The sequence below is a fragment of the Pseudomonas spelaei genome, from assembly GCF_009724245.1.
In the GTDB taxonomy this organism is placed as follows: domain Bacteria; phylum Pseudomonadota; class Gammaproteobacteria; order Pseudomonadales; family Pseudomonadaceae; genus Aquipseudomonas; species Aquipseudomonas spelaei.
Map to the genome: position 1 here is coordinate 311,240 of NZ_WNNK01000003.1, position 25,466 is coordinate 336,705.

Genomic DNA, 25,466 nt, shown 5'->3' on the forward strand with positions numbered 1-25,466 from the left:
TTTATTGGTGTACAAGTTTAATTGTTTTGTACAAGTGTTGATGGTTAAAGTTAACCGCTTGTGAAAAAAGTGTGTGATGGCGTGAGCTTGTTGAGGGGTACATTAAGCGAATATTTTTTTGTGGCAAGAGGCGGGCTTATGGTTTTTTGTTGTACTAAAAAGCTAAGTTATTTCGAATTATGGGTCTTGTAAAAATTCTTCATCTATTCAATTTCAAATTGAAAAGGTTCTAATTTACTTATCGCTATATTCTTATTTCAATTTTGTTGAAGCTGTTATGGAAAAGCTTTTTTTGCTTGCTAGCCTACGACAAATGGCCGTCCCGGGACGCCCAGGAAAAACTCAAGGACGACACTTTGACCTTTTTCTCTTTTGAGAGTGCGAACTTGTAAAAGTCATTGTCTGGCTTGGTTATGGACTTCCACCTCTGCATCAGGACGACGCGCCATGCCGCAACGACTGCTTGTTCTCGGCTCTACCGGATCTATCGGCGAAAGCACTTTGGATGTTGTTTCACGCAATGCCGACGCGTTTGTTGTTCACGCGTTAACAGCGCATCGAAATATTGAGAGGCTGTTCAAGCAGTGCCTGAAGTTCCGACCTGCACTGGCCATCGTGAGTGAGCCTCATCACGCCATTGAACTTCAGGCCAACTTACAATCAGTTGGACTTAAAACCGAAGTTTACTGTGGTGCACAGGCGCTGTGTACGGCGGCGAGCGCTGCCGATTATGACACCGTGGTGGCGGCTATCGTCGGTGCAGCAGGACTGCCACCTGTCTTGAGTGCCGCACGGGCCGGGAAAAAAATCCTCTTGGCCAACAAGGAAGCGTTGGTCATGTCCGGTGCGTTGTTCATGGACACAGCCGCGAAATCGGGGGCCGTCATTGTGCCGGTGGACAGCGAGCACAACGCGATCTTTCAGTGCCTGCACGGCGCGCAAAAAGCCCCCGGTGAGATTGAGCGCCTGATCCTGACCGCTTCTGGAGGACCGTTCAGGACGCGCCCCGTCCACACGCTTGATCAAGTCACGCCGGACGAAGCCTGTGCCCACCCCAACTGGAGGATGGGCCGCAAGATTTCCGTGGACTCTGCAACGATGATGAACAAAGGCCTGGAGCTGATCGAGGCCCGTTGGCTGTTCGATATCGGCGCCGAACGCATTGAAGCGCTGATTCATCCGCAGAGCATCATTCACTCGATGGTGGTGTTCCGCGACCAGTCAGTGCTGGCTCAATTGGGCACTCCGGACATGCGCACTCCCATCGCCCATGCGCTGGCTTATCCGCAGCGCATGGCGTCGGGAGTCGAACCGCTCGATCTGGCAAAAGTTGCCACATTGACTTTTGAAAAGCCTGACCTGACCCGCTTTCCCTGCCTGGCCCTGGCCCAGCAAGTTATTCGTGAAGGAGGAGGGATGAGCACCGTGCTCAATGCCGCCAACGAAGTGGCGGTGGAGGCCTTTCTCGCGCGGCGTATTCGCTTCACGGATATAGCCCGCGTGGTTGATGGGGTACTGCAAAAGAACACCGGTGCGTCAGTCAGGAGTTTTGAGGATGTCATGGCCACTGATGAGCAATCCAGGCAGATGGGCCACGAGGCCGTCCAGCGCTTATGCCACTCGACGGCCTATTTCGTCAGTAAACCGAACCACTCAAGTCTGTCGCGTTCATGATTATTTGTGTTCGATGAACGGCTTCACCAGCTTATTCGGAGCCCGGCATTGCCACTCACGCCTTCCAGGGCGTTGGTGTCCAGGTTCGTATTGTAATCCGCAGCCAGGTACACACTGACCGTGGACGACAACCGTGCGACCACGCCCACCCCGAGATCAGCGGAGGAAGACTTGTGATCACTCTTGATCCGGTCAACGTCATCGTAGGTCACGGTGTCACTGCCGCCGAAGGTGCGCCAGGCATTGGCCCGCAGGTACGGTTCGATTGGCGTGTTCTGCACCAGGTAGCGCCCCTTCAGGCGTGCACCGAGGCGACCGGTCCAGTAGTCCTGGGAGTCGAATGAGACCTTGGATATGCCGTCGTGCTGGCTGTCCATATCGATCTGTTGGTTGATCACCTGCACCTGCGGTTCCACCACCCAATGTTCGGAGATCGCAATCGGATAACCGGCTTCGGCCGACAACGCCAGTGCATGCCCCTTGCTGTCCATCTTCACGCCACGGTCGGATTTGTTATCGCCATCCAGGCGTGTGCCCATGGCCACCAGGTCGACGTACCAGCCTATTTTCGGATCGGTGAGGGTCCAGTAGGCGCCGAAGTTGTCGCCGTCGAGTTTGACCCGGCCCGAACGTCGGTCCTGGAAGCCCTCGGCAAAGCCTTTGACGTCGCCCCGCAGTTGGCTCTGGCCGACAAACAAGCCGAAGCGCTGGATCTGCCCGCCGCTGGTTTCAGAGGCGTAGAGGTCGTGACCCACCTGATAGCCTTTGACCGTACCGTCGAAGCTTGGCGACACCGTGCCGGTCCAACTCTTGTTGAAGTCACTGCCATACGCACGGCCCCAGCCGGCCGGCACCGCGCCGGTTTCGCTCAGCAGGCTTTGTTCGCCCTGGCGGTCATGGAAGGTGCCCAGCGCTTGCAAGGTCATCAACTGCGCAGCGGGTACGACCACCGAATACACCGGCACTTCCAGGCGGTACAGCGGAATCGGGTCGGCACCCGCGACTGCGGTTGGCAGCGGAGGGGTGGTAACGGCAGGCTCGGGTGAGGTTTCGGCTGGTGCCACTGGAGGCGGTGGAGCAGGGGGCTCGATTGGCGCGACGGGCTTCGAGGTCGGCGGTTCCACGGGCGGTTCATCGGGCGCGACCACCGGTGGTGTCGGTGGAATCGGTGGTACCGGCACCACGACTGGCGGTACCGGTGGTGGTGGCGGTACCACGGGCGGTGTGACGGCTACCACGGAGGAGCGCAGGTACCAGTTGTTTTCCGAGCCTGCTGTCACGCCGCCCTTGAACAGGTAGTACTGATAGGCCCCGGCAGACAGCGAGCCTTTCAGGGCAAAGGCGTCGGTGCTGCTAGTGGCGCCATTGAGCGCCTGCACCACTTCGATCCCGTTGTTGAGCGTCAGGCCACCCAGGCCGCCAAGGTTGGTCACTGCCAGTTGGGTATTGCCGCTGATGGTGCCGTCCGAGACCACCAGTTTGTCACTGGCCGAGGTGTCGTCCCCGAGCACGGTTTGCAGCCACAATTGGCCGTTGTTGCCGACGTAGTTGCCGTGCACCGTCAGCGAGTCGGTAGCACTGTTGCTGCCGGTGGTCATGTCGATGGTGCCGGCGTTGTTGAGGGTCGCCAGCTGGCCGGCGGTGTAGGGCCGGATACTGCCTTGGGTCACGGCCAGCACACTGGTGTTGTCGATGGAAAACGTGCCGGTATTACTGCCACTGTCGCCGAGGAAAAAGTCCCCGGCCAGGTCGAAGTGCGAATTGTTGTTGAGGTTGACGGTCTCCCAACCGATATAGCGGGAGGCCGTGCCGGACGTGGTGTTGTCGAAGGTCAATTGATCATTGCCCAGGCCACCGTCGATCGATGGGGTGGTGCTCAGCAGGCTTTCGGTCAGGCCGCTGAGCAATGCCGTGTCGTTACCGTCGCCCATCAGTACTGGAGATTTGATCTGGCCAGCATTGAGCCATTTGAAGGTGTCGTTACCGACGCTGGCGCGGATCTCGCCGTTGATCACGCCACCGCTGACCGTGATGCTGTCATCGCCGCCACTGGTGCTGATATTGCCGCCGATGGTGCCGCCCGAGACTTCAATCCTGTCGGTGTCAAAGCCGGTGACGAGGTTACCGAGGATCGTGCCGCCGGACATGAGGTAGATATTTTTATCGAGCTTCATGTCGACCCGGCCGATGGTGCCCCCCGTTTGCTGCGCCACGTCGCCGTCTTCAAAGGCACCGACGATGGTGCCGCCAGTCATCAGGAAAGTGTCGCGGCCATCACCCTGGGCGAGGGACTGGATCTGCCCGCCGCTCATGACAAAGTCATCAATGCCATTGCCCTGGGAGACCGCTCCGGTGACGGTACCGGCGCTGATCCTGAAGCGATCGGCGCCGTCACCCTGAGTGACGCTGCCCGCGATGCGCCCGGAGTTCATGTCGACGAAGTCGGCGCCGGGCCCGGTGAGGATGTTGCCGTTGATGGTACCGGTGCCGCCGGCTGGTAACGTCAGTGTATTGTTGCCCACCAGGTCGGTGAGTCCCGTGGCACTGGTGCCGCTGTCGCAGACATAAGAATCGACGCCGGGACCGGGAGTCAGTACACAGGCCGCCTGGGCCTGTTGCAGGGCCAGGCTCATCAGGGAAAGGACACCCACACCGAGCAGGCGGGGCTGTGGAAAGAACCGTTCCGTGCGCATAAGACTGTCCTGTTATTGTTTTAGAAACTGCACTGGGTTTAGTACAGGTTTTTCAGATTGACAATTAATTGTTGTCGTTTTTGAGAGTCATGACTCAGTCTTCAACGCCCATTGGATGATGGCAATTTGATCGCAAGCGCACTGATTCAGCTGCGTTGCATCAATCGTCCATTCGGCACATCGCCTATAAGAAACACCTGTCCGGCATTCAGTTATGCCAGAGTAAAAAAACCTTCGACGTGAGCGATGCCAACCTTGAACAAACTGTCTGAAATGCACTGCTTCGTTGCGGTGGTCGACACCGGCAGTATTTCCGAAGCCGCCCGGCGCATGGGCACGGCCAAGTCGGTGGTCAGTCAACGGCTCCAGCAGTTGGAGAAGCGCCTGGGCAGCACCTTGCTCGAGCGTGGGCGTCAGGTGCGCCTGACCGAACCGGGGCAGGTGTTCTACGGCCATTGCGTGCGCATCCTGGCGGATGTCGAAGACGCTGAAGATGCGGTGCTCGCGTTCCAGTCGAGCCTGCGCGGCAACTTGCGGCTGTCGGCACCGATGGCGTTCAGCATTCGTTACCTGACACCGATCCTGGCGGCCTTTGCCGTGCGCTACCCACAGTTGCGGCTGGATGTGGAGTTCGACGACCGTTACGTCAATCTGCACGAAGAAAACTTCGATGCGGCTATCCGCATCGGGCAATTACCCGATTCCTCTCTGGTAGCCAAGACCATTGCCGCCAACCGCCATGTGATCTGTGCCAGTCCTGCTTATCTTGCGGTCCACGGCACACCGCAAATGCCGGCAGAACTGGCGAACCACTTTGGCTTGTTGTATGTGCACCGCGAACCCCATGGCATGTGGACGCTGCCGGTGGATGACGTTCTGGGATCGTTCCGCGTACGCTGCCGGATGCGCACTAACAATGGCCATCAATTGATGGAAGCGGCCAAGGCCGGCATGGGACTGGCGATTTTGCCGGCGTTCCTGGCGACTGAAGCGATAGTGACTGGCGAACTGATGGAAGTGCTGCCTGAGTTTGCGCCCCGCGGTGGCACTATTTCGATGGTGTATCGCCAGTCTCATCGCGGCTCTGCCAAGCTGGAAGCCTTGGCCAACTTCTTGAGCGAACAGATCGGCAGCCCGCCGGTGTGGGAGCAACTGCTCGCACAGCCTTGAGGCGTTCGCAAAAAGCGAAACGTCGATTCGTTTTTTACCGGCTTATTCGAGTCATACCACTGTTTTAGGCTCCTTCCCAACAGACGAATCCAACCTGGCGTCTGATCGGGAGAATGGGCATGAACAACAACACCCTCGAGAGTCCAGCACGGCGCGCGGTGATGGCGGGCACCGTGGTGGTGGCCGCGACGCTGGCGGCAGGCAGCGGCCTGGCACAGGCGCTGGAACCTTCCGGCAAAACCGGCAAAAACCCAGGTGCAGGCGTGGCGGTGGATGTGCTCATCGTCGGCGGCGGTTCGGCCGGCGCGGTCTTGGCCCGGCGCTTGAGCGAGAACAGCAAGCGCCAGGTGCTGCTGCTGGAGGCCGGTCACAGCTACGGTCCGCGTCAGTACCCCGAGATTCTCGCCAAGAGCGACATCGTCGGTGCCAATGGCAACCCTGAATTCGAATGGGGCTACAAGACCCAACCCGGTTACATCGATCATCCCATTGGTGCGTTGCGCGGCAAGGTGCTGGGGGGCAGTTCAGCCATCAACGGTGCCGTAGCGATTCGCGCACGCCCCGAAGACTTCAAGCGCTGGGACCTGCCGGGCTGGAGCTACGAAGACATGTTGCCCTCGTTCAAGAAACTGGAAACCCACAGCGGCGGTGCCAGCGCTTTGCACGGCCATGACGGGCCGCTGCCGGTGCACCAGTTGGACCGCGCCGACGTCACCCCCATGCAGCGGGCCTTTATCGACGCCAGCGTGAGCAATGGCTTCAAGGTGATCGGCGACTTTGACGGCGCGGATGCCAATGGTGTCGGCCCGTACCCGATGAACATCGTCAACGGCGTACGGGTCAACACCGGTATGGCTTACCTCACCGATGAAGTGCGTGCCCGCAACAACCTGCATATTCGTCCCGACAGCCTGGTGGACAAGGTGTTGTTCGACGGCAAACGCGCCATCGGTGTGCAACTGGCCAATGGCGAAAAACTCCTCGCCGGTGAAGTCATCCTCTCGGCCGGCAGCTATGGCAGCGCCGCGATTCTCCTGCGTTCCGGCGTTGGCCCGGGCGATGACTTGCGGGCCCTGGAGATTCCCGTGGTGGCCGATCTTCCGGTGGGCAAGCATTTGGTGGACCACCCGTTCTACTACAACGCCTACGCCGCCAAGCCCGAGTTGATTGGCGGCCAGTCCCCGGCCATTGGCGCCAAAGTCTGGACCCACAGCAGTCACGCCAAAACCGGTGAGTTGGACTTGCATATCACCGCCACCCACCTGTTTCCCCACGACCAGAGCCCAACCAAAGTCGGCTTTGTGCTCGCCGTGGCACTCACCCGGCCACTGTCCCGAGGCACGGTGTCGCTGGCCAGTCGTGACCCGTTCGTGGCACCGAAGATCGACCTTAACTTTCTGGCTGAGGCCGACGACCGCCAGCGTCTGTTGGAGGGTATTCGCATGGCCCGCAAAATCGGCGCGACCGCGCCCCTGAACAGCCTGATCGCCTCCGAGCTCAACCCGGGGCAGGGCAATGATTCCGACGAAGCCCTGCTGGCCAGTGCTCGCGCGAGTCTCGATACCTATCACCACCCCACCTCCACCGCGCCGATGGGCCGGCCAGGCGACTCGCACGCCGTGGTCGACCTCGAAGCCAAGGTTCTGGGCCTGCAAGGCCTGCGCGTGGTGGATGCGTCGATATTTCCTGACGTGCCGTCCGTGGCCACCAACCTGACGGTGATCGCCACCGCCGAAAAAATTGCCCGGTATTACGCCTAAGGAGCGGAGCAGGGGATTGGCTAAGTGCGAACGCTGAACCTGTGGCGAGGGGACAAGGCTTAATACCGTTCAGCTAAGGGCCGAGGGTTTCAAAACGAAGCAGGTCGAATGTGGGAGTTGTCGAGCCCCGGCGAGGCTGCGATAGCGGTGGGTCAGGCAACATCAATGTTTGATGTGCCGACGCCATCGTAGCCTCGCCGGGGCTCGACAACTCCCACACTGAATCTGTTTTGTCTGCCGGATTAGCCGAGCTCCATCAGGGCCTGGTCTGCTTTCAGGCGCACGCTGACACACAAGCCTTTTTTCTGGATGTCATCGGTAAACCCGAAGCGCACCTGCGCTCCGATACGATCGGCAATCGCCTTGACGATCGACAGCCCCAGCCCCGAGCCTGCCTCACCGGTGCCCAGGCTGCGGTAAAACGGATCGAATACCCGTGCCTGTTCATCGACGCTGATCCCTGGCCCCGAGTCCTTGATTTGCAGCTGTATGGTCTGCTGGATCACTTCCACCGACAGGTCGATCTGCCCGCCCTGCGGGGTATAACGAATGGCGTTGTCCACCAGGTTCTTGACCAGGGTGAACAGGTCCAATTCGTTGATCATGACCTGTACATCGTGGAGGCTGGTCACGCCAATATCGAGGTGCTTGTGCTCCGCCAGCGGCAGCAGATCTTCCACCACTTGTCGATAGATCTCATGTATCGAAACCCTTGCCGCTGGCCGCTCAGCGGCCGATTGCACGGCGGCGAGGCTCAGCAGTTGATCCATCAGTTTTCGGCTGCGCTCAATGCCCTGGGACAACGGCAATAACCGCTCGCGGGCGGGCGCAGGCAGCTCGCTGGCGGCCAGTCGCTCGGCTTGCAGGGACAGGGCAGTCATGGGCGATCGAAGTTCGTGGGCCGCATCGGCCACAAAGCGCTGTTGGGTCTCCATGGAGTGTGCGACGCGCCCCAGCAACCGATTGATGGCCACGACAAAAGGTCGGACTTCAGTGGGCAGGTGCTGTTCATCGATCGGGTGCAGCGCTTGTTCGGCACGCTGGTCGATTTCCGTGGCGAGGCTGGCGATAGGACGGAACAGCTTGCGCACCAGATCACTGACCACCAGTAGCAGTACCGGAAACAGAATCAGGAACGGCAACAGGCTGCGCCAGGCCGCTTCGCGAGCGTCCTTGTCGCGGGCGTCGATTTCCTGGGCGACGGCGATGCGTTGACCACCGGTGAGGGTTCTGACCAGTACCCGAAACGCTTCGCCACCGACGTCCACCGTGGACAAGCCATCGGCCAGGTTTGTGGGGAACGGCAGGGGAATGGCCGTGTCATCGTTGCCCTGGGCTTTTGCGCCATCGGCCAGGTACTGCACGATGACGCGGGACTCCTCGTCATCACCGTCGAGGGGCTTGTCCTCGGGGTATTTGAGGGTCATGTGCTGGCGGTCAAACAGCATCGCCACTTGGCGCAAGCTGTCGTCCTGCATCTCGTGGGTTTCTTCAAAGGCCGAGATGAACGAAAAAATGCCCGCCGCAATCGCGACGATCAGGATTGCCAGCGACAGAGACACAGACAGCCTGAGCTGGACCGATTCGCTCAAACGTTTTTTGAAACCATCCATCCCAGCCCCCTGACGTTCTTGATCACATGGCTGCCCAATTTGCGCCGCAACCCATGAATCAGGTACTCGACGGCGTTGCTTTCCACCTCGTTGCCCCAGCCATAAATCCGGTCCTCGAGATCGCTGCGCGAAAGAATCGCTCCGGGTCGGATCAGCAAGGCTTGCAGCAACGCAAACTCCCGGCTGGAAAGCGGGACACTGCCCTGTTCCTCGGTGTTGGCCTCCTTGGACAGCAGGTCCAGCGACACCACGCCATTACCCAGCAAAGGCAGGGCACTGCCGCCTTTGCGTCGTAATACGGCACGCATGCGGGCCAGTAATTCGGCCATGGCGAAGGGTTTGAGCAGGTAGTCGTCGGCACCGCCGTCGAGGCCGCGCAGCCGGTCGTCCAGGCTGTCCCGTGCGGTAATGATGAGTAGCGGCACGGGGTTGTTGCGTGCGCGAATGTTATCCAGCACGTCCAGGCCGTCTTTGCCGGGCAGGCCGAGGTCCAGCAGCACCAGGTCGTAGTGCTGGGCGTCGAGTGCCGCGAGGCCGCTCGGGCCATTCTTCACCCAGTCGGCGGCATAGCTTGCGTCCGTGAGGGCACCCTGGATGGCCTCGCCAATCATCGGATCATCTTCGACCAACAGTATTCGCATGTCCCGCTCCGACAAAAAAGGCGCGAGGGTCGTGACCGTCGCGCCTGTATTGAAGCACCTGTGGTGGGGTTTGTCCGTTACGGCTTGCCCTTCATTGCGTCGAAGGCCTTGAGCAGGTCGTCCATGGCCGCCTGGCAGTCGGTCAGGTTCGGGCTACCGGTGCGCAGGGCGTCAAGTGCGCGGTCAATGGCTTTGTCGACCACATGCCAGTCGCTGGCGGCGCGGGGCTTGATCCCGGCTTCGGCGGAGTCCCAGGAGGTTTCCAGGTCCTTGATCCGGGTCTTTGCGCCTGGCAGGTCATTTTTGTCGACCAGTGCCGAGACTTCGGCAGCGATGGTGCGAAATCCGGACAGATCGCCCAGTTTCGAGGCCGACGGACTTTGGGTGCTGATCACATTGGCAGTAGTACTTGCCGTGGGTTTGTCGGCAGGTTTCGAGCAGCCGGCGGCGATGCCCAGCAAAAGGATCGATGCGGCAATGGCAACGCGGCGGATAAGGGTTTGAACGTGGCGCATGAGGATGTCCTTGAGTGGCTTTATTGAGTGAGGGCTTTGCGATTGCCGCCATTGATTTGGGCGACGGCGACCAGCAAGACGATGACGCACAGGAAGATCGCACTGGTCCAGGTGGCGCCCATGCCGAGGCCACCGTAGGTTTTGGCTTGGGTCAGCAAGTCGCCGAGGGAGGCGCCGAACGGACGGGTCAGGATGTAGGCGATCCAGAAGGTGAGCACCACATTGGCGCCCAGGCGCCAGGCAATCAGGGTGGCGGCGATCAGCGCTCCGAAGATCACGGCACCGAGGGTAAAGCCCAGGCCCAGGGCTTCAGTGGCGAGGTCTCCGGCAGCGGTGCCGAGGGCAAAGGTGCAAAGCACCGTCGTCCAATAGAACCACTCCCGGCGTGGCGTGACGATCTCGCGGATCGACAGGTTGTGTTCCGCCCGGTACCAGACCAGGAAATTGACCGCCAGCAACACGGAAAATATCGCGGTGCTGGTGTAGAGGCTAACGTCCAGTTTGTCGGTAAGAATATCGGTGATTTGCGTACCAACGATGCTGACCAGCACCACCGTCAACCAGTAGATCCAGGGGGTGTAGGCCTTGGTGCGCAGTTGGTAATACAGCGCGATCCCCAGCAGGGCCGCCATGCCGATGCTGGTGCGGCCAGCGCCGAAGCCGGCGTCGACGGCCAGGAAGTCCGCGCCGGTTTCGCCCACGGTGGTGGATAAAATCTTGATCACCCAGAAGGACAGCGTCACCTCGGGGACTTTGTTCAGCCAGCGGGCTGTCGTGGCATTCATCTGAGCGACCTCTGCGGTACCGCGCCGTCATTGGCGCAGGGCAGAAGGTACGCAGGGAAACTTAGCTGAGACTGAGGCGCGAGTACGCCGAGCTTAATCCGGCAAAATGTGAGCGTGGCCCAGGGTGGTGACGTGCACCGCACTGCCGGTGGCGGGCGCCTGCAGGCCGGTGCTGCGTACCAGCAGTGAGCGGCCCGGCTCGAATTCGGCGGCGTGCAAGGCCACGGTCAGGGTGCAGGTGTTGCCGCCAAAGTCCCGCTCGGTGACCACGCCCTGGCAGCCGGATGAATCCGTCGACGTGCTGCTGATCTGCAATTGCTCGGGCCGCAGCATGATCTGCGCGGTGGGGTGGGTGCTCTGGCTGTTGACGGCGATCCGGCCCAGATCGCAATGGGCCCAACCGGCCTCGATCCGTGCGGGCATGACCACGGCGTCGCCGAGGAACAAGGCGGTTTGTGTGTCGTGGGGGTATTGGTACAGGTCCATGGGTGGGCCGGATTGCACCAGGCGCCCTTGGCGCATGACGGCCAACTGGTCGGCGAAGGACAGGGCCTCGCTTTGGTCGTGGGTGACCAGAATGGTGGTGACGCCGGCGTCGGCCAGCAGCCGCGCAACCATCTTGCGCATAGCGGCGCGCAAGCCGGTGTCCAGGGCCGAGAAGGGCTCATCGAGCAGCATCAACCGCGGTTGCTGGGCCAGCGCCCGGGCCAGTGCCACCCGTTGCTGTTGGCCGCCGGACAGCTCGTGAGGCCAGCGCTGGGCCATGCTGGCGTCCAGCGCGACGCTGTCCATCAACTCGGCGATCCGCGTTTGCCGGGTCGGGCCTTTGTCCGTCAGGCCGAAGCCGATGTTGGCGGCCACCGTCATGTGTGGGAACAGCGCGCCGTCCTGGGGGACGTAGCCGATCAGGCGTTGGTGGGCCGGGACGCAATGGGTAGCGTCCACCAGCGTCTGGCCATTGAGCGTAAGACTGCCCGCGTCGGGAAACTCAAAGCCTGCGATCATCCGCAGCAAGGTGGTCTTGCCCGAACCCGAAGGCCCGACGATCACCGTGCGGCTGCCGGTGGGCACCGACAGGTTGATGTTTTCCAGGGCGCGCTGGGGGCCGAAGGATTTGTAGATCGAATGCAGTTCGAGGGCGTTCATCGGCCAGCCGTACGTTTGGATTGGTGATAAAGAAGGCCGGTCAACGGCAGCGACAGCAGGATCATGATCAGCGCATAGGGCGCAGCGGCCGCGTAGTCGATTTCGCTGGTCATGGCCCAGAAACCGGTGGCCAGGGTTCGCGTGCCGTTGGGCGCCAGCAGCAGGGTGGCGGTCAGCTCATTGGTGATCGCCAGGAACACCAGCGCGGCACCGGCGGCGGCCCCCGGTGCGGCCAGGCGCATGGTAATCAGCCACAACGCCCGGCCGGGGGAACGACCCAGGCTGCGCGCCATGTTTTCCAGCTCCACGGGGGCTTGGGCGATGCCGGCGCGCAGGCTGACCAGGGCGCGGGGCAGGAACATCAGCAGGTAGGCAAGCAGTACCGTGAGAGTGGTCTGGTAGATCGGCCGGGCGTAGTGAATGGTCACCGTCACCAGGGCCAGTGCGACGACGATACCGGGCAACGAACTGGTGATGTAATTGCAGCTTTCCAGGACGCGCTGCAACCGACCGGGCGCGCGAATCGACAGCCAGGCAATCGGTACCGCCGCGCAGGTGGTGAGCACGGCACCGGCGACGCCCAGGAGCAGGGTCTGTTCCAGGGCCGGTAGCAATTCACTCATCTGCCAGACCTCCACGCCACCGGCAATCAGCCACTTGCCCAGGGTGATCAACGGCACACCCAGGGCCAGCAGGCAGGTCAGCCCCTGCAACAGCAGCGCGAATGCGGTCGTGCGAGGGCTCAGTTGCACAATCCGTTGATCCCGCGCGCTGCCTGAGCCGACCCGGGCATAACGGGCATGGCCGCGTGCCGCCGATTCGGCGGTGAGCATGGCCAGGCAGCACAACGCCAACACCGCCGCCAGCATGTTCGCGGCCGGGCCATTGAAGGTGGATTTGAACTGATCGAAGATCGCGGTGGTGAAGGTGTCAAAACGAATCATCGCGTACAGGCCATATTCGGCCAGCAGATGCAAGCCCACCAGCAGCGCACCGCCGCAGATGGCCAGGCGCAGTTGTGGCAACACCACTCGGAAAAATACCGCCCAGGGTTTGAGCCCAAGGGATTCGGCGACATCTTCGATGGCCGGGTCCAGCCGGCGCAACGTGGCGGCCACCGGCAGGTAGAGAAAAGGAAAGTAGGCGATCACTGACACCAGCACGCCGGCCGGCAAGCCATGAATCGAAGGCACCAGGCTGACCCACGCATAACTGTGGACGAAGGCCGGCACCGCCAGTGGCGCGACAGCCAACAACGACCACAGGCGTCGACCAGGCAGGTTGCTGCGCTCGGTCAGCCAGGCCAGGGCAATACCCAACACCACGCACAGCGGCAAGGTGATCACCACCAGCAGCACGGTGTTGATCAACAGTTCGGCCACCCGTGGCCGGAACACCAGTGCCTCGACCGTGGCCCAGCCGGTTTGCCAGGAGACGCCAATCACAAAGGCGATCGGCAGCAGCGCCAACAGCGAGACCAGCACCGACAGACCGGTGACCCACGCGCCACCGCGGCCCATGAACAGGCCGCGGGTACGTCGTAACGGAGGGGCGCAGGCCGCTTGAGCGACATCCGTCGGCAGGCTTTCAGGCAGCAATCAGAGCAGTCCGGCCTGGGTCATCAGTTGCACCGCTTTTTTGCTGTCGAGCCTGGAGGCGTCGACTTTCGGTGCGTCGAGCTGTGACAACGGCACCAGTTTCGGGTTCGACGGGGCGTTCTGGCCCACGGCGTATTCGAACGAGTTGCCGTTTTTCAGAATGGCCTGGCCGTCTTTGCCGGTGATCCACTTCAGGAAAGCCTGGGCCTGTTCTTTGTGTTTGCTGGACGCGAGTACGCCGCCACCGGAAATGCTGACAAAGGCGCCCGGGTCCTGGTGTTTGAAGTAGTGCAGCGAGGTGTTTTTACTGTTTTCACCGGTCTTGGACTGATCGACGAAGCTGTAGTAGTGGTAGATCACACCGCTGTCGACCTGGCCGGCGTTTACCGCTTTAAGCACTGCGCTGTTGCCCCGGTAAATGGAGGCGTTGGTTTTCATCGCCTTGAGCCAGTCGAGGGTCGCGGCTTCGCCCTTGAGCGCCAGCACGGCGGCGACGATGGCCTGGAAGTCGGCACCGGCCGGGGAGGCAGCCCAGCGGCCTTTCCAGCTTGGCGAGGCCAGGTCCATCAGGGATTTTGGCAGGTCGGCGGCGGCCAGCTTGCTCGGGTTGTAGACAAATACGGTGGAGCGGGCGGCGATCCCCAGCCATTTGCCGTGGGCGGGACGGTAGGCCGAGTCGACTTGCTCCAGCGTGGTGGGCGCGACCGGGGCAAACAGCCCGGCGTTGTCCACCAGCACCATGGCCGGGGAGTTTTCGGTCAGGAACACGTCGGCCGGCGAGGCCGCGCCTTCCTGGACGATCTGGTTGCCCATTTCAGTGTCGTCGCCATTGCGCACGGTCACCTTGATCCCGGTTTCCTTGGTGAAGCCTTCGACCCAGGACTTGGTCAGGCTTTCGTGTTGGGCGTTATAGACCACGATGCCGTCGGTCTCGCTCGCGGCATAGACGTGCCCGGCACTGACCAATGCGGTGGCCAGCAATGCTTTTTTGAGAAAAGAGGGGATGCGGGTAGTCATGCCGGGGGAGCTCCTGGATGTTTGATTTGTGTGGGGCAAAGCAGCGACTAAGGTCAGCAATGACTCTGGTTCAATAGGAATCATTTGCATGTTTGTGGGCGGCGAATGTAGAGCCGTGAATGAGAAAAAAACGTTAAAAAAACCGTTAATAGATGTGATTTGGACGGTGTGGATGGCGACTTAAACCTTGCGGTTGAGGAAGTACCGACTCGGCACCTCGCCCAACACTTGTTTGAACACGGTCGCAAAGGCGCTGGGGCTGCTGTAGCCCAGCTCCACCGCCGCGCGGGTCACCGACTCGCCGTTACCCAGGCGTACGACAGCGGCGAGCAGGCAGGCTTGCTGGCGCCATTGGAGATAACTGATGCCGATATGCTCGCGGAACTGACGGGTAAAGGTGCGGCGGCTCATGCCGGCGTGGGCGGCCATGGTGTCGATGTCAATTTCCAGCGAGGGTGCCGCCAGGAACCGCTGGCAGGCCTGGGCGAGGCGTGGCTCACCGGGCAGTGGGGCACAGAGGGGCAACACGGGCATCTGCGCGATCTCGTGCTGCAACAGGCCCATCAGATAACCGTCACGTCCGTTGAGGGCGTAGCGTGCGGGTATCTCGACGGCTTTTTCCAGCAAGTGGCGCAGCAGCGGTGATACATCCAGGACCTCGCACTGTTGCGGCAGGCCCAGGTGCCGCGCGGCCTGCGGGCGGATGTAGGTGTTGAGCATAGTGACCGGGCCGCGCATCTGCATCGAGTGGAGTACTCGACCGGGTACCCAGATGGCCCGTTGGGGCGGCACCACCCAGTTACCTGAGTCGGTGAACACCGTGATCACGCCCCGCGAGGCATAAGCAAACTGGCCGCGCTGATGCGTGTGGGCGTCGAACAGCTCACCGTCGGCGTAATCGATGGCCGTGACGACGACATCGCGCGGGGTGTTTTCGTAAGGCGTCAGGTTTGATTTCGGCATGGCCCGATTCTAGTACTAATTGACCCGCTATCGCATGCGGGCCATGGAGATTTGCGAAAAAATCAGGGGGTGGCATGGCGTTCCGCCGTGCCGTTTCGGAAACCGGCGTACCCCATGAAGAACACACACCTGCTGCTGGCCCTCCTGGTGACGGCCGTCTGGGGCTTGAACTTCCCCATCACCAAGCTCGGCCTGGCCGAAATCAACCCGCTGTTGCTTACCGCTCTGCGCTTCACGTTGGCCGCCTTGCCCTGGGTGTTTTTCGTGGAGCGCCCGAACGTGGCCTTTCATTGGCTGGCGGCCTATGGGTTGATCTTTGGCGTGGCCATGTGGGCGCTGATCAACCTGGGCATCGCCTTGGGTGTGCCGCCCGGCAGTGCCTCGTTGTTGATCCAGTTCAGTGCGTTTTTCACGTTGGGCTGGGGTGTGCTGTTGTTCCGTGAAGGGTTGTCGCTGCCGCAACTGATCAGCGTGGTGTTGGCGGCCAGCGGGCTGGCGGGCATCCTGCTCGGCAGCCCCGGCAAGGCGACTACCCTGGGCTTTGTGCTGGTGATGATCAGTGCCATGGCCTGGAGCATTGGTAATATCATCATCAAGGTGTCCAGGGTGCGCGAGATCTTTGCCTTTGTGGTGTGGGCCAGTTTGTTCGCGCCGATCCCATTGATGCTGTTGACCTGGCTGCTGCACGGTTCGGCACCCTTTGTCGCGTTGCCTGGGCAGTTGAGTGGGGTTGCGTTGTTCTCGCTGGCGTTCCAGGTCTATGGCGCCACGCATTTCTGCTACTGGGGATGGAACCTGTTGTTGCGTGAGTACCCGGTGTCACGCGTGGCGCCCTTGTCATTGTTGATTCCGGTGTTTGGCATCCTCAGCTCCATGTTCATCCTTGGCCAGTACCCGAGCACCTCGGAGTGGGGTTGCATCGGGCTGATTCTGTTGGCACTGGCGGTGGGCGTGAAGAAGGGGCGCAATCTGTTGGTGCGCGTTGCCTGATCAATCAATCTGGACGATGGCGAAGCTTTTCTGGAGGCCCGGCTATTACGGCTTTAGCGTGACGCTCATAAGCTGGTTCTGTCGATCAACGCCTGATGTTCAAGGGCCTGATTTGAGTTTCTGAACCGGAGCTGCATGATGAAAACACTGCAAAAGAAAATCGCCTTGGTCACTGGATCTTCCAAAGGCATTGGTGCCGCTATTGCCAGGCAACTCGCCGCGCAAGGCGCGACGGTAATCGTCAACTACACCCGCAGCCAGGCCGAGGCCGATCACGTGGTTGCAGAGATTGTCGCCGCTGGCGGCCGGGCGCATGCGATCAAGGCCGATGTGTCTGATGCGCTGGATATCAAGGCGCTGTTCAAGGCCATCGTCCACCAACATGGGCATCTCGATATTCTGGTGAACAACGCCGGCGTGTATGCCACCGGCGCTTTGGCCGATGTCAGCGAAGCCGAGTTCCATCGCCAGTTCAACCTGAACGTCCTGGGCTTGATCCAGTGCACCCAGGCCGCTGTCGATATGTTCAATCCCAACGGCGGCAGCATCGTCAATATCAGCTCCAGCGTCACCTCGTTCACCCCGGCCAATTCGACGGTGTACACCGCCTCCAAAGGCGCGGTGGACGCGATCACACGCACCCTGGCCAATGAGCTGGGGCCGAAGAACATTCGGGTCAACTCGGTCAATCCGGGACTGGTGGTCACCGAGGGCGTTCACGACAGTGGTTTTCTCGAGGATGCCTTCCGCCAGAAGATTGAGTCCATCACGCCCCTGGGGCGTATCGGCACCCCGCAGGACATCGCACCGGCCGTGGCTTTTCTGGCTTCGGACGATGCCGGCTGGATCACCGGCGAAACCCTGGTGATCGGTGGCGGATTGCACTAAGCCGGTTGCTCGCGCTGGTAGTGGCGGGGCGATTGCGACATGACCCGTTTGAAGGCGGTGCTGAAGGCGCTTTCCGATTCGTAACCCAGGGAAAAGGCAATGGTGGACACTGAATCACGGGTGTTCCTCAGACGGTCCCCGGCCAGCAGCATGCGCCAGTGGGTCAGGTATTCCATGGGTGCGTCGCCGACGATCTGCTTGAAGCGCAACGCGAAGGCGGAGCGCGACATGGTCGCCAGGCGCGCCAGTGCCTCGACCGTCCAGCGATGGGCCGGGTTGGCGTGCATGGCACTCAGGGCCGCGCTGAGGTTGCGGTCCGCCAGGCCAAAAAACCAGCCCATACCGTTGCTGTCGAGGGTGGCGAGGTGAGCCCGCAGCACCTCCACCAACATGATGTGCGCCAGGTGCTCATTCATCAGCGACCGGCCGGCCTGGCGTTGTTGCAGCTCGCTGGTAAAGCGTTCCAGGGCCCAGCGCAGGAGCGAGGCCTCGGGTGAATCGCCCGGTACATGCACCAGCGAGGGCAGGGTGCTGAGCAGGAACTGGGTCGGGACCCCGGTGAAGTCGAAACGCCCGCCCACCAGTTGTACCTCGTCGCCGCCGTAGTCGAGGGTGAGCTCGTCCTGGGCCAGGACCTGAAAGTGGCCGTTGGAATCCATGACGGGCACCGACAGGTCGCTGGAGAGGGTAAACGGCTCGCCCCGGGTCATCAGGAAGCAATCACCTTGCTGCAGTTGTTGTGGCGCTGGCTCGCCCTCGACGTGCAACCAGCAACTGCCCTTCACCACGGCAGTGAACTTGATGCCTTCGATCCTCGGAAAGTTGAAGGCCCAATCGCCACCCAACCGCAATGTTGCCGAGTGGTAGTTGCGAATTCTCAACAGTGACAGCACACCGGAAAGTGGGTCCACGGGACACCTTTTTGGACGATTGACAATATTTTTTCAGCCTAGCACAGGGAATGTCCTGCGCGGGCGCCATATTTAAACAGAGGACTAGATGATGAACATCACACTGGACCGGGCTTACGGGCCGCTGATCAACGGTGTATTTGAAACCCATACCGCTCGCCCATTCGCCGCGATCGACCCGGCCACGGGCAAGCATTTGGCCGACATTCACTATTGCGACGAAAGCGACGTCGACCGTGCGGTGCTGGCTGCACAGGTGGCCTATCCGGCCTGGCGCGCCCTGGGGCAACAGGCCCGGGCAAGGTTGATCAACCAACTGGCTGACGCCATTGAAACCCACGGCGAGCGCCTGGCCCGTATCGATGCCCACGATGTGGGGCGCTGCATCAGCGAAGTGCGCAAGGACTACCTGACGGCTGTGCGTTACTACCGTTATTTTGCCTCGGTGATCATGGCGCACGAAGATTCCGGCCGTGAGATCGAAGGCGGTTATGCCATCGCCAAGCGTGAACCACTGGGCGTCTGCGGGCAGATCATTCCCTGGAATGCGCCGGCGATCATGGCGGCGTTCAAACTGGCGCCGGCACTGGTGGCGGGGAACACGGTGGTGTTGAAGCCGGATGAAAACGCTTCGCTGTCAACCCTTGAGCTGGGCAAATTGATCAACGACATTCTGCCCCCAGGTGTGGTGAATATGGTCACCGGGTTGGGGGCGGTGGTCGGTGCGGCCTTGAGTCAGCATCCGCAGGTGAGAAAGCTGTCGTTTACCGGCAGCACTGAAGTTGGCAGGACGGTGGCCAAGGTAGCGGCCGAGCGCCTGGTGCCCGCGACCCTCGAGTTGGGTGGCAAGAGTGCCAATATCGTGTTCCCCGATATCGACGATATGGATGCCGTGGTCGACAACGCGACCTTTGCTGCCATTCACAACAATGGCCAGTCATGCCTGGCGGGGACACGGCTATTTGTACACGCGGACATTGCCGATGTGTTCAGGGAGAAACTGATTGCCTCGTTCAAGCGGGTCAAGGTCGGTTCACCCCAGGACGATAGCGTGCGTGTCAGCTGCCTGGTCAATGCTCGTCAGGGCGAGAAGGTGCTGGAGTACATCAATATCGGGCTCAAGGAGGGTGCCAAGTTGCTGGCGGGCGGCGCCAGGGCCGAGGTACCGGGTTGTGAGCATGGCTACTTCATCCAGCCGACGTTGCTTGAGGCCAGCAACCGAATGCGCATCTGCCAGGAGGAAATCTTCGGCCCGGTGCTGTCGATGATCATCTGGGACGATTACGAAACCCTGATCGCCCAGGCCAACGACACTGAGTACGGCTTGGCGTCCGGCATCTACACCAGCAACCTCAGGCACGCCATGGTCACGGCGGGTCGGTTGGAAGCGGGCTCCGTGTGGATCAACCGCTATTCCAATATCACTGATGGCACCGCGTTTGGTGGCTACAAGAACAGTGGCATAGGCCGTGAGTTTTGCCGGGAAACGTTGAATGCTTATACCCAGGTAAAAACCATCACGGTTCAAGCTGAGGTACCGCAACCCTGGTTTGCGCCACGGTAAGTCGGTCCACGCTCATTCACCGGCTGGTCTTCCTGGATCCGGCGGTTTTTTGTTGCCTGTGACAGTGGGCAAGTCAGCCTGGTGGGGTGAATCGAATCTTTTTGGCAATGATGCTCAGCGCGACGGCAGCACCGAAAAAAAAGCTCAGGCATACATTGATCGCCTGCGAAGTGCCCAACGAATCCACCATCATCCCCAACGGAACCGGTACGCCATTGAACAGGTAGACGGTGATATAGAAATAGCTGATCAGCCTGGCAGGGTTGCGGGATGTTGCCAGTTGGTTGATCAGCCTGGCACTGCCGACAAAGATCGCGCCGTAGGCATAGCCGCCGATCACAAGTCCCACGGCTGCGAGCATGAGTGAAGTGTAGTAGAAGCCCACCAGTAGAATCAGCAAGGCGACGCCTTGCGCGAGCAAACCTGACAGCAGGGCGCGGCGTGCATCCAGCCTTTGACACAGTAGTTGGCTAGCACCGGCAATCAGCAGGTAGGCCGAGATGCTGTAGCCAAATACACCGTGGTCATTCAAGCCCAACAACTGTTCCGCGCTGGCCGGGCCCATCACAAAGACGCAGGCGGCAAATGACCAGCTGAAAAAGACCGACCAGGCACACAGGTGGAAGGGGAGGCCAATGCCTCTCAGGCTGGCGACAAGGCTCATGGGCTTCGCATCCCGGTCGTTGGTCGATGCAGACCTTTCGATGGACTGCCGGGGCCACAACAGGAGCGCGCCGAGCAACGCTGTCAGGTTCAGCACCATGATCAGCCAGAAGGGCAGCGCCAGGGGGTAAAGCTTCAGTTGCAGTGCGGCACCGCTCAACACGGGGCCGAGCGCCAAGCCGATGACCATCGCCAGTGTGGCCAGCAACGCCGCCAGTTTACCGTTATCTGCGGGCCCGAAACGCACCAGGGTGAGATTGACGCCTGTCGTTATTGCTCCGGCCCCGAAGCCTGCAATCAGCCGCGCCGTGCACAAGGCCTCCAGCGAATGGCCCCGGGAAAAAAGCCCGGCGCCGATAAATACCAGCAAGGCGGCCGGTATCAGCAGGACGCGCAGGTCCTTCAGGCGTCCGGCGAGGCTGGCCGTGGTCATGAGGGACAGCAGAACGCCTGCGCCATAGCTGCCGAAGATAAACGTCAGGTCGACTGCGCTCAGGTGCAGGGCTTCTTGAAAGGACGGATACAGAGGCGTCGGGGCGCTGCTGTTCATCAGCGACACCATCAATGACAGGGCCAGGAAAAACAGAAAACCGGTTGAGGTTTTTTTGGGGGCGTGATCGCTAGGGATGGGCATGACTCACCTGGAACTTTGCTGGGTTAAAACGCGATTGCAAATGATAGGGCTGAGGGACAGCGGCACCATGCCCCAAACCCCGGACTTCATTGGTCATCGTCCAGCGCGCCCGGGTTAACGCCACGGGGGTAACAAATCAGGGTTATCGCCAGGTGTCGCCCCGATCCCTAGACTCCAGGCACCTTAGTAAATCGAATATTGAGAACAAAACCATGCGCTTACGTGATCTGGGTATCGTGATTGGGACCGGTAAACCGGGTGTCAATAATGCGATTACCGACGTACCCGGCGTGCGAGTCGGCCACCACACCCTCAACGTCCAATCAGGTGAAACCTCGATTCACACCGGCGTGACCGTCATCGAGCCACGCACCGTCGCGGCGCACCTGGAACCCTGCTTTGCCGGGGTCCATGTGCTCAATGGCAACGGTGATGCCACGGGCCTGGAGTGGATTCGCGAGGCGGGTTTGTTGACCACACCCATCGCCTGCACCAACACCCATAGTGTCGGTGTGGTGCGCGATGCGTTGGTCGCGGCCGAACGGGAGATGGCCCGCCAGCACACCTACTGGTGCATGCCGGTGGTGCTGGAAACCTACGACGGGATTTTGAGCGATATCTGGGACCAGCATGTCACCGCCGAGCATGTGCAGTTGGCGCTGAAGGACGCACGTAGCGGGCCGGTGCAGGAAGGCTGTGTCGGCGGCGGTACCGGGATGATCTGCCATGAGTTCAAGGGCGGTATCGGCACTTCCTCGCGAGTATTGAGTGCAGAGCAGGGCGGTTGGACCGTGGGCGCGCTGGTGCAGGCCAACTATGGCGTGCGCGAGTCGCTGCGGGTCGCGGGTTATCCGGTGGGCACGGTGTTGAAAGAGGTGCCGTCGCCCTATGACGGCCCGGTAAACGTCGGCGTGCCGGGCATGGGTTCCATCGTGATCACCATCGCCACCGACGCGCCGTTGTTGCCCCACCAGTGCACGCGACTGGCGCAGCGGGCCAGTGTGGGGTTGGCGCGGGTGGGTGGCGGTACGGAAGACGACAGTGGCGATATCTTCATCGCTTTTTCGGTGGGCAACACGGGTTTACCGGTGGCCAACCTGGGGCATCCCGGCACGCCGACGACAGCGTTGCAGATGGTCAATAACGATTACATCTCCGCGTTGTTCGTGGCGGCGGCGGATGCAGTGGAAGAGGCCATCGTGAATGCCATGTTGGCCGCCGACGACCTTGAGGGGCGTGGCCGTCGGGCCCTGGCGCTCAAGCCTGCGCAGCTGCTGTCGGCGATGAAAAAAGTCGGCTGGCAGCCTGAGTTCACTCCTGGGCCTGTAGAAACAGCAGGAACAGTTCCGACTGGGACTTGATCCCCAGCTTGCTGTACATGTGCTTGCGGTGGACCTTCACGGTCTCGGCGGAAATCTCCAGCTTGCGAGCGATCTCTTTATTGGAGCAACCGCTGAGCATCAGCCGGCCCACCTCCATCTCCCGGGCCGACAGCGATGAGCTGATCTGCAGGGCCGTGGACTCCAGGTGGTTCTCCCAGTTGGGTGGCAGCTCCGGGGCGTGCTTGAGTTCCTGCTCGAACACCGAGCGCTGGCGCATCAGCGCGGCTACCCAGGGGTGGATCAAACCCAGTAGGGCAACCTGCTCGGTGCTGAAGGGGGCCTGGCTGCCCAGGGACAGGCTCAGGGTGCGCTCGGCATCCAGTTGGACGTTGATGTGGACTTCATCGGCGAGGACGTTCAGGCGAAAGTAACGCTGGTAGTAATCGGTCTGCTCAAAGCACTCGGGGGCCACATCCTCCAGGCGGAACAGGCCGCTCTTGGGCGCCTCACGATTGGCCAGGTAAAAGGGGTCGAGCAAATACAGGCCTTTGAGATACTCCTGGAACAGCAAGTCCAGGCCGTCATCGAGGCCCGGTGACTCGGCCAGCACCTGAGGTTTACCCGAGCTGAAAATCAGCACCACCCAGTTATCCGCCGGTACATAACGGCGCAGCAAACGCACCAGCGCGGTCCAGAAGTTTGGCTGGTCCAGGGTCTCGATCAGCCGGCCGACGGCGTCATGCCAGGCCACGTCCTGTAACGTCAGATTGGTTTCACTACCCATTGAGGGGTACCCCATCGAAGTGATTTTTTGCCGCGACGCGGCGCTCCATACTCGGTTCGGCCCGACGGGTTTGATGTTGCAACCAGGGCCTTCTAAATGGGGACAAGGATAAGCGATGAAGATTGAATTGATGCAACTGGCCGGTCGTGACGGTGACACTGCTTATAACCTGGCACGTACCCTGAAGGCCATTGCCAACTGCGAAGCAGGCACTGACCTGCTGGTATTCCCGGAAACCCATTTGACGGGCTTCGTGGGCGGTGAGCAATTGGCGCACGTGGCTGAGACCCTGGACGGTCCGACCTTGCACGCCGTCCAGCAGGCAGTACGCGAGCGCAATGTCTCAGTGGTCGTCGGGCTGGTGGAAAATGACAGTGGCAGCTATTACAACACCTCGGTCCTGATGACCCCGGAAGGCATCGCGCTGAGTTATCGCAAAACCCATTTGTGGCCCGACGAGCGCGGCGACATCACCCCAGGTGACCGTTTTGTCACTGCGCTGTGGAAGGGCGTGCGGGTCGGTATCCTGATTTGCTACGACATTGAATTGCCGGAAACCGCCCGCGCCCTGGCCCAGCTTGGCGCCGAATTGATCATCGTCACCAACGGCAACATGGACCCCTACGGCCCGGTGCACCGTACCGCGATCATGGCGCGAGCCCAGGAAAACCAGGTGTTTGCGGTGATGGTCAATCGCGCGGAAGGCGGGCCTGGCGATCTGATATTTTCCGGCTCCAGCGCGGTGGTAGACCCGTTTGGACGAATGCTGTTTGAAGCCGGGCGCGAGGAATGTCGGCAGGTTGTCAGCCTGGACCTTGAACAGCTCAAGACCGCCCGCCGTGATTACCACTACCTCAGTGATCGACGCCTGATGCTTGCCGGCGAGCAGGTTGAACACGCCGATGGCCGCCGTGAACTGCTGATCCCCTGATCTTTCTCCCTACAACAATAATCAGCAGGTGAGCGTGCGTGCCTGCCCAGGAGTTTCTTGATGATCCGTATCCGCTGCATGCAACTGGCCCTGGCCTCGCTGCTCAGTATGGGGCTGGCGGGCGCCGAGGCCGCCGAGCCCCAGGTAAATATCTACAACTGGTACGACTTCATTGCCCCGGATGCGATGAAGAACTTCCAGACCCAGACCGGCATCCGCTCGACGTTTGATGTGTTTGACAACGCTGACGTCATGCAGGGCAAGCTCATGGCCGGGCGCAGCAACTATGACGTGGTGGTGGCCAGCGGCGACGTCATGCCAAACCTGATCAAGGCCGGGGTGCTCAAGGACCTGGACCGTACGCAGTTACCCAACTGGTCCCACCTCGATCCCGAGATTCTCGCCAAGGTGCAACGCAATGACCCGGGTAATCGTTATGCCGTGCCGTACTTATGGGGCACCACCGGGCTGGGTTATGACGTGGAAAAGGTCAAGGCACTCCTGGGTGAACATGCGCCAGTCGGCTCCTGGGACTTGATCTTCAAGGAAGAAAACATCGCCAAGCTGAGCCAGTGCGGCGTGGCCACGCTGGATGCGCCCGGCGATATCATTCCCATCGCCTTGCACTACCTGGGGCTGCCCTATAACAGCCAGAACCCCGAGGACTACCGCAAGGCCGAAGCGTTGTTGCTGAAGGTGCGCCCGTACATTCGCTACTTCGATTCCTCACGGTTTATCAGCGACCTGGCCAATGGCAACGTCTGTGTGGTGTTGGGTTGGGCAGGCGGGGTGATGGATGCCCGCAAAGCCTCGGAAGCGGCCGGTAATGGCCGTCAGATCGAGTACAGCATTCCCCGCGAAGGTGCACCGCTCTGGGTCGAAAGCCTGGTGCTGCTCAACGATGCGCCTCACCCTGAACAAGGGCTGGCCTTCATCAATTACATGCTTGACCCGCAAGTGATCGCCCGCTCGTCCAACTACCTGAGCTATGCCAATGCCAACAAGGATGCGACCCAACTCGTGGAGGAGAAAATTCGCCGCAATCCAGGGGTTTATCCTTCGAAAGAAGTGTTGGATACCTTGTTCACTCTGGAGACCATGCCACTGAAGGTGGAGCGTATTCGCACGCGGATGTGGAGCAAGATCAAGAGCGGTAGTTGAGCATGAAACCCGGATCGGAAATCGCTCCGGGCGACTACTGCAA

21 protein-coding genes are annotated in these 25,466 nt (G+C 60.7%); 9 read left to right on the forward strand and 12 right to left on the reverse strand.

The genetic code is table 11. The annotated features are described in order from the left end of the window. Positions 1-447: 447 nt before the first annotated feature. Positions 448-1,674 carry a 1-deoxy-D-xylulose-5-phosphate reductoisomerase gene (ispC, locus tag GNF76_RS05565; protein ID WP_155582174.1) on the forward strand — a complete coding sequence of 409 codons (1,227 nt, stop codon included), beginning with the start codon at positions 448-450 and terminating at the stop codon, positions 1,672-1,674. A gap of 23 nt (positions 1,675-1,697) precedes the next feature. Here the strand turns inward: ispC and GNF76_RS05570 are convergent, their stop codons facing one another. Beyond that, positions 1,698-4,367, reverse strand: a complete 2,670-nt coding sequence (locus tag GNF76_RS05570; protein WP_155582175.1) for an autotransporter family protein — start codon at positions 4,365-4,367, stop codon at positions 1,698-1,700. Positions 4,368-4,622: 255 nt separating this feature from the next. On the opposite strand from GNF76_RS05570, the gene GNF76_RS05575 reads away from it, so the two are divergent. Together GNF76_RS05575 and GNF76_RS05580 are read left to right on the forward strand one after the other, a co-directional pair. Further along, positions 4,623-5,537: a LysR family transcriptional regulator gene (locus GNF76_RS05575; RefSeq protein ID WP_155582176.1), complete on the forward strand. Its 915-nt coding sequence runs from the start codon at positions 4,623-4,625 to the stop codon at positions 5,535-5,537. A gap of 119 nt (positions 5,538-5,656) precedes the next feature. Then, the gene (locus GNF76_RS05580; RefSeq protein ID WP_155582177.1) at positions 5,657-7,297 is read left to right on the forward strand and encodes a GMC family oxidoreductase; all 1,641 of its coding nucleotides are present in this window, start codon (positions 5,657-5,659) and stop codon (positions 7,295-7,297) included. A 242-nt stretch (positions 7,298-7,539) separates the two neighbouring features. Here GNF76_RS05580 and GNF76_RS05585 read toward each other — a convergent pair whose 3' ends face one another. The 8 genes from GNF76_RS05585 to GNF76_RS05620 form a co-directional block, all read right to left on the reverse strand. Continuing rightward, a complete protein-coding gene (locus GNF76_RS05585) occupies positions 7,540-8,910 on the reverse strand; it encodes an ATP-binding protein (protein ID WP_155582178.1) in 1,371 nt (456 codons plus the stop codon). After that, positions 8,886-9,551, reverse strand: a complete 666-nt coding sequence (locus GNF76_RS05590) for a response regulator (RefSeq protein ID WP_155582179.1) — start codon at positions 9,549-9,551, stop codon at positions 8,886-8,888. The genes GNF76_RS05585 and GNF76_RS05590 overlap by 25 nt, the downstream gene beginning before the upstream one ends. Positions 9,552-9,628: 77 nt before the next feature. Then, on the reverse strand, positions 9,629-10,066 hold the full coding sequence (locus GNF76_RS05595; RefSeq protein ID WP_155582180.1) for a hypothetical protein: 438 nt from the start codon (positions 10,064-10,066) through the stop codon (positions 9,629-9,631). A gap of 20 nt (positions 10,067-10,086) precedes the next feature. Further along, positions 10,087-10,851 (reverse strand): COG4705 family protein, encoded by a 765-nt coding sequence (locus GNF76_RS05600; protein WP_155582181.1) that lies wholly within the window; start codon positions 10,849-10,851, stop codon positions 10,087-10,089. 93 nt (positions 10,852-10,944) lie between these two features. Next, entirely contained in the window at positions 10,945-11,997 is a 1,053-nt protein-coding gene (locus GNF76_RS05605; protein WP_155582182.1) for an ABC transporter ATP-binding protein, read from the reverse strand. Continuing rightward, positions 11,994-13,592 carry an ABC transporter permease gene (locus GNF76_RS05610; protein WP_155582249.1) on the reverse strand — a complete coding sequence of 533 codons (1,599 nt, stop codon included), beginning with the start codon at positions 13,590-13,592 and terminating at the stop codon, positions 11,994-11,996. Before GNF76_RS05610 ends, GNF76_RS05605 begins: the two co-directional genes overlap by 4 nt. A 3-nt stretch (positions 13,593-13,595) precedes the next feature. Beyond that, positions 13,596-14,612, reverse strand: a complete 1,017-nt coding sequence (locus GNF76_RS05615; protein WP_155582183.1) for an iron ABC transporter substrate-binding protein — start codon at positions 14,610-14,612, stop codon at positions 13,596-13,598. 180 nt (positions 14,613-14,792) lie between these two features. Then, complete coding sequence (locus GNF76_RS05620) at positions 14,793-15,575, reverse strand: AraC family transcriptional regulator (RefSeq protein ID WP_155582184.1); 783 nt, start codon at positions 15,573-15,575, stop codon at positions 14,793-14,795. Between the two features lie 114 nt (positions 15,576-15,689). Between GNF76_RS05620 and GNF76_RS05625 the strand changes: the two genes are divergently transcribed. Then, positions 15,690-16,565 carry an EamA family transporter gene (locus tag GNF76_RS05625; protein WP_155582185.1) on the forward strand — a complete coding sequence of 292 codons (876 nt, stop codon included), beginning with the start codon at positions 15,690-15,692 and terminating at the stop codon, positions 16,563-16,565. A 138-nt stretch (positions 16,566-16,703) separates the two neighbouring features. Continuing rightward, positions 16,704-17,453, forward strand: a complete 750-nt coding sequence (locus tag GNF76_RS05630; RefSeq protein ID WP_155582186.1) for an SDR family NAD(P)-dependent oxidoreductase — start codon at positions 16,704-16,706, stop codon at positions 17,451-17,453. On the opposite strand, the gene GNF76_RS05635 is transcribed toward GNF76_RS05630, so the two are convergent. Then, the gene (locus GNF76_RS05635; RefSeq protein ID WP_178123193.1) at positions 17,450-18,364 is read right to left on the reverse strand and encodes an AraC family transcriptional regulator; all 915 of its coding nucleotides are present in this window, start codon (positions 18,362-18,364) and stop codon (positions 17,450-17,452) included. The two genes, GNF76_RS05630 and GNF76_RS05635, sit on opposite strands and share 4 nt — an antisense overlap. A 91-nt stretch (positions 18,365-18,455) precedes the next feature. Here GNF76_RS05635 and GNF76_RS05640 point away from each other — a divergent pair, with 91 nt between their 5' ends. Next, entirely contained in the window at positions 18,456-19,928 is a 1,473-nt protein-coding gene (locus GNF76_RS05640) for an aldehyde dehydrogenase family protein (RefSeq protein WP_155582187.1), read from the forward strand. Between the two features lie 73 nt (positions 19,929-20,001). On the opposite strand, the gene GNF76_RS05645 is transcribed toward GNF76_RS05640, so the two are convergent. Continuing rightward, positions 20,002-21,225 (reverse strand): MFS transporter, encoded by a 1,224-nt coding sequence (locus GNF76_RS05645; protein ID WP_155582188.1) that lies wholly within the window; start codon positions 21,223-21,225, stop codon positions 20,002-20,004. 212 nt (positions 21,226-21,437) lie between these two features. Here GNF76_RS05645 and GNF76_RS05650 point away from each other — a divergent pair, with 212 nt between their 5' ends. Continuing rightward, complete coding sequence (locus GNF76_RS05650; protein ID WP_155582189.1) at positions 21,438-22,586, forward strand: DmpA family aminopeptidase; 1,149 nt, start codon at positions 21,438-21,440, stop codon at positions 22,584-22,586. On the opposite strand, the gene GNF76_RS05655 is transcribed toward GNF76_RS05650, so the two are convergent. After that, complete coding sequence (locus tag GNF76_RS05655; RefSeq protein ID WP_155582190.1) at positions 22,537-23,331, reverse strand: helix-turn-helix transcriptional regulator; 795 nt, start codon at positions 23,329-23,331, stop codon at positions 22,537-22,539. The genes GNF76_RS05650 and GNF76_RS05655 overlap by 50 nt on opposite strands. 115 nt (positions 23,332-23,446) lie before the next feature. Here GNF76_RS05655 and GNF76_RS05660 point away from each other — a divergent pair, with 115 nt between their 5' ends. Beyond that, positions 23,447-24,262, forward strand: coding sequence for a carbon-nitrogen hydrolase family protein (locus GNF76_RS05660; protein ID WP_155582191.1), 816 nt, complete (start codon positions 23,447-23,449; stop codon positions 24,260-24,262). Positions 24,263-24,322: 60 nt separating this feature from the next. Next, on the forward strand, positions 24,323-25,423 hold the full coding sequence (locus GNF76_RS05665; protein ID WP_155582192.1) for a polyamine ABC transporter substrate-binding protein: 1,101 nt from the start codon (positions 24,323-24,325) through the stop codon (positions 25,421-25,423). The last annotated feature ends 43 nt before the right edge of the window (positions 25,424-25,466 follow it).

Coding starts and splice junctions, on each gene's coding strand:
- GNF76_RS05630 (WP_155582186.1), top strand. CDS start 16,704: ATGAAAACACTGCAAAAGAAAATCGCCTTGGTCACTGGATCTTCCAAA.
- GNF76_RS05605 (WP_155582182.1), bottom strand. CDS start 11,997: ATGAACGCCCTCGAACTGCATTCGATCTACAAATCCTTCGGCCCCCAG.
- GNF76_RS05620 (WP_155582184.1), bottom strand. CDS start 15,575: ATGCCGAAATCAAACCTGACGCCTTACGAAAACACCCCGCGCGATGTC.
- GNF76_RS05615 (WP_155582183.1), bottom strand. CDS start 14,612: ATGACTACCCGCATCCCCTCTTTTCTCAAAAAAGCATTGCTGGCCACC.
- GNF76_RS05595 (WP_155582180.1), bottom strand. CDS start 10,066: ATGCGCCACGTTCAAACCCTTATCCGCCGCGTTGCCATTGCCGCATCG.
- GNF76_RS05655 (WP_155582190.1), bottom strand. CDS start 23,331: ATGGGTAGTGAAACCAATCTGACGTTACAGGACGTGGCCTGGCATGAC.
- GNF76_RS05650 (WP_155582189.1), top strand. CDS start 21,438: ATGCGCTTACGTGATCTGGGTATCGTGATTGGGACCGGTAAACCGGGT.
- GNF76_RS05640 (WP_155582187.1), top strand. CDS start 18,456: ATGAACATCACACTGGACCGGGCTTACGGGCCGCTGATCAACGGTGTA.
- GNF76_RS05590 (WP_155582179.1), bottom strand. CDS start 9,551: ATGCGAATACTGTTGGTCGAAGATGATCCGATGATTGGCGAGGCCATC.
- GNF76_RS05570 (WP_155582175.1), bottom strand. CDS start 4,367: ATGCGCACGGAACGGTTCTTTCCACAGCCCCGCCTGCTCGGTGTGGGT.
- GNF76_RS05625 (WP_155582185.1), top strand. CDS start 15,690: ATGAAGAACACACACCTGCTGCTGGCCCTCCTGGTGACGGCCGTCTGG.
- GNF76_RS05600 (WP_155582181.1), bottom strand. CDS start 10,851: ATGAATGCCACGACAGCCCGCTGGCTGAACAAAGTCCCCGAGGTGACG.
- GNF76_RS05665 (WP_155582192.1), top strand. CDS start 24,323: ATGATCCGTATCCGCTGCATGCAACTGGCCCTGGCCTCGCTGCTCAGT.
- GNF76_RS05645 (WP_155582188.1), bottom strand. CDS start 21,225: ATGCCCATCCCTAGCGATCACGCCCCCAAAAAAACCTCAACCGGTTTT.
- GNF76_RS05585 (WP_155582178.1), bottom strand. CDS start 8,910: ATGGATGGTTTCAAAAAACGTTTGAGCGAATCGGTCCAGCTCAGGCTG.
- ispC (WP_155582174.1), top strand. CDS start 448: ATGCCGCAACGACTGCTTGTTCTCGGCTCTACCGGATCTATCGGCGAA.
- GNF76_RS05660 (WP_155582191.1), top strand. CDS start 23,447: ATGAAGATTGAATTGATGCAACTGGCCGGTCGTGACGGTGACACTGCT.
- GNF76_RS05580 (WP_155582177.1), top strand. CDS start 5,657: ATGAACAACAACACCCTCGAGAGTCCAGCACGGCGCGCGGTGATGGCG.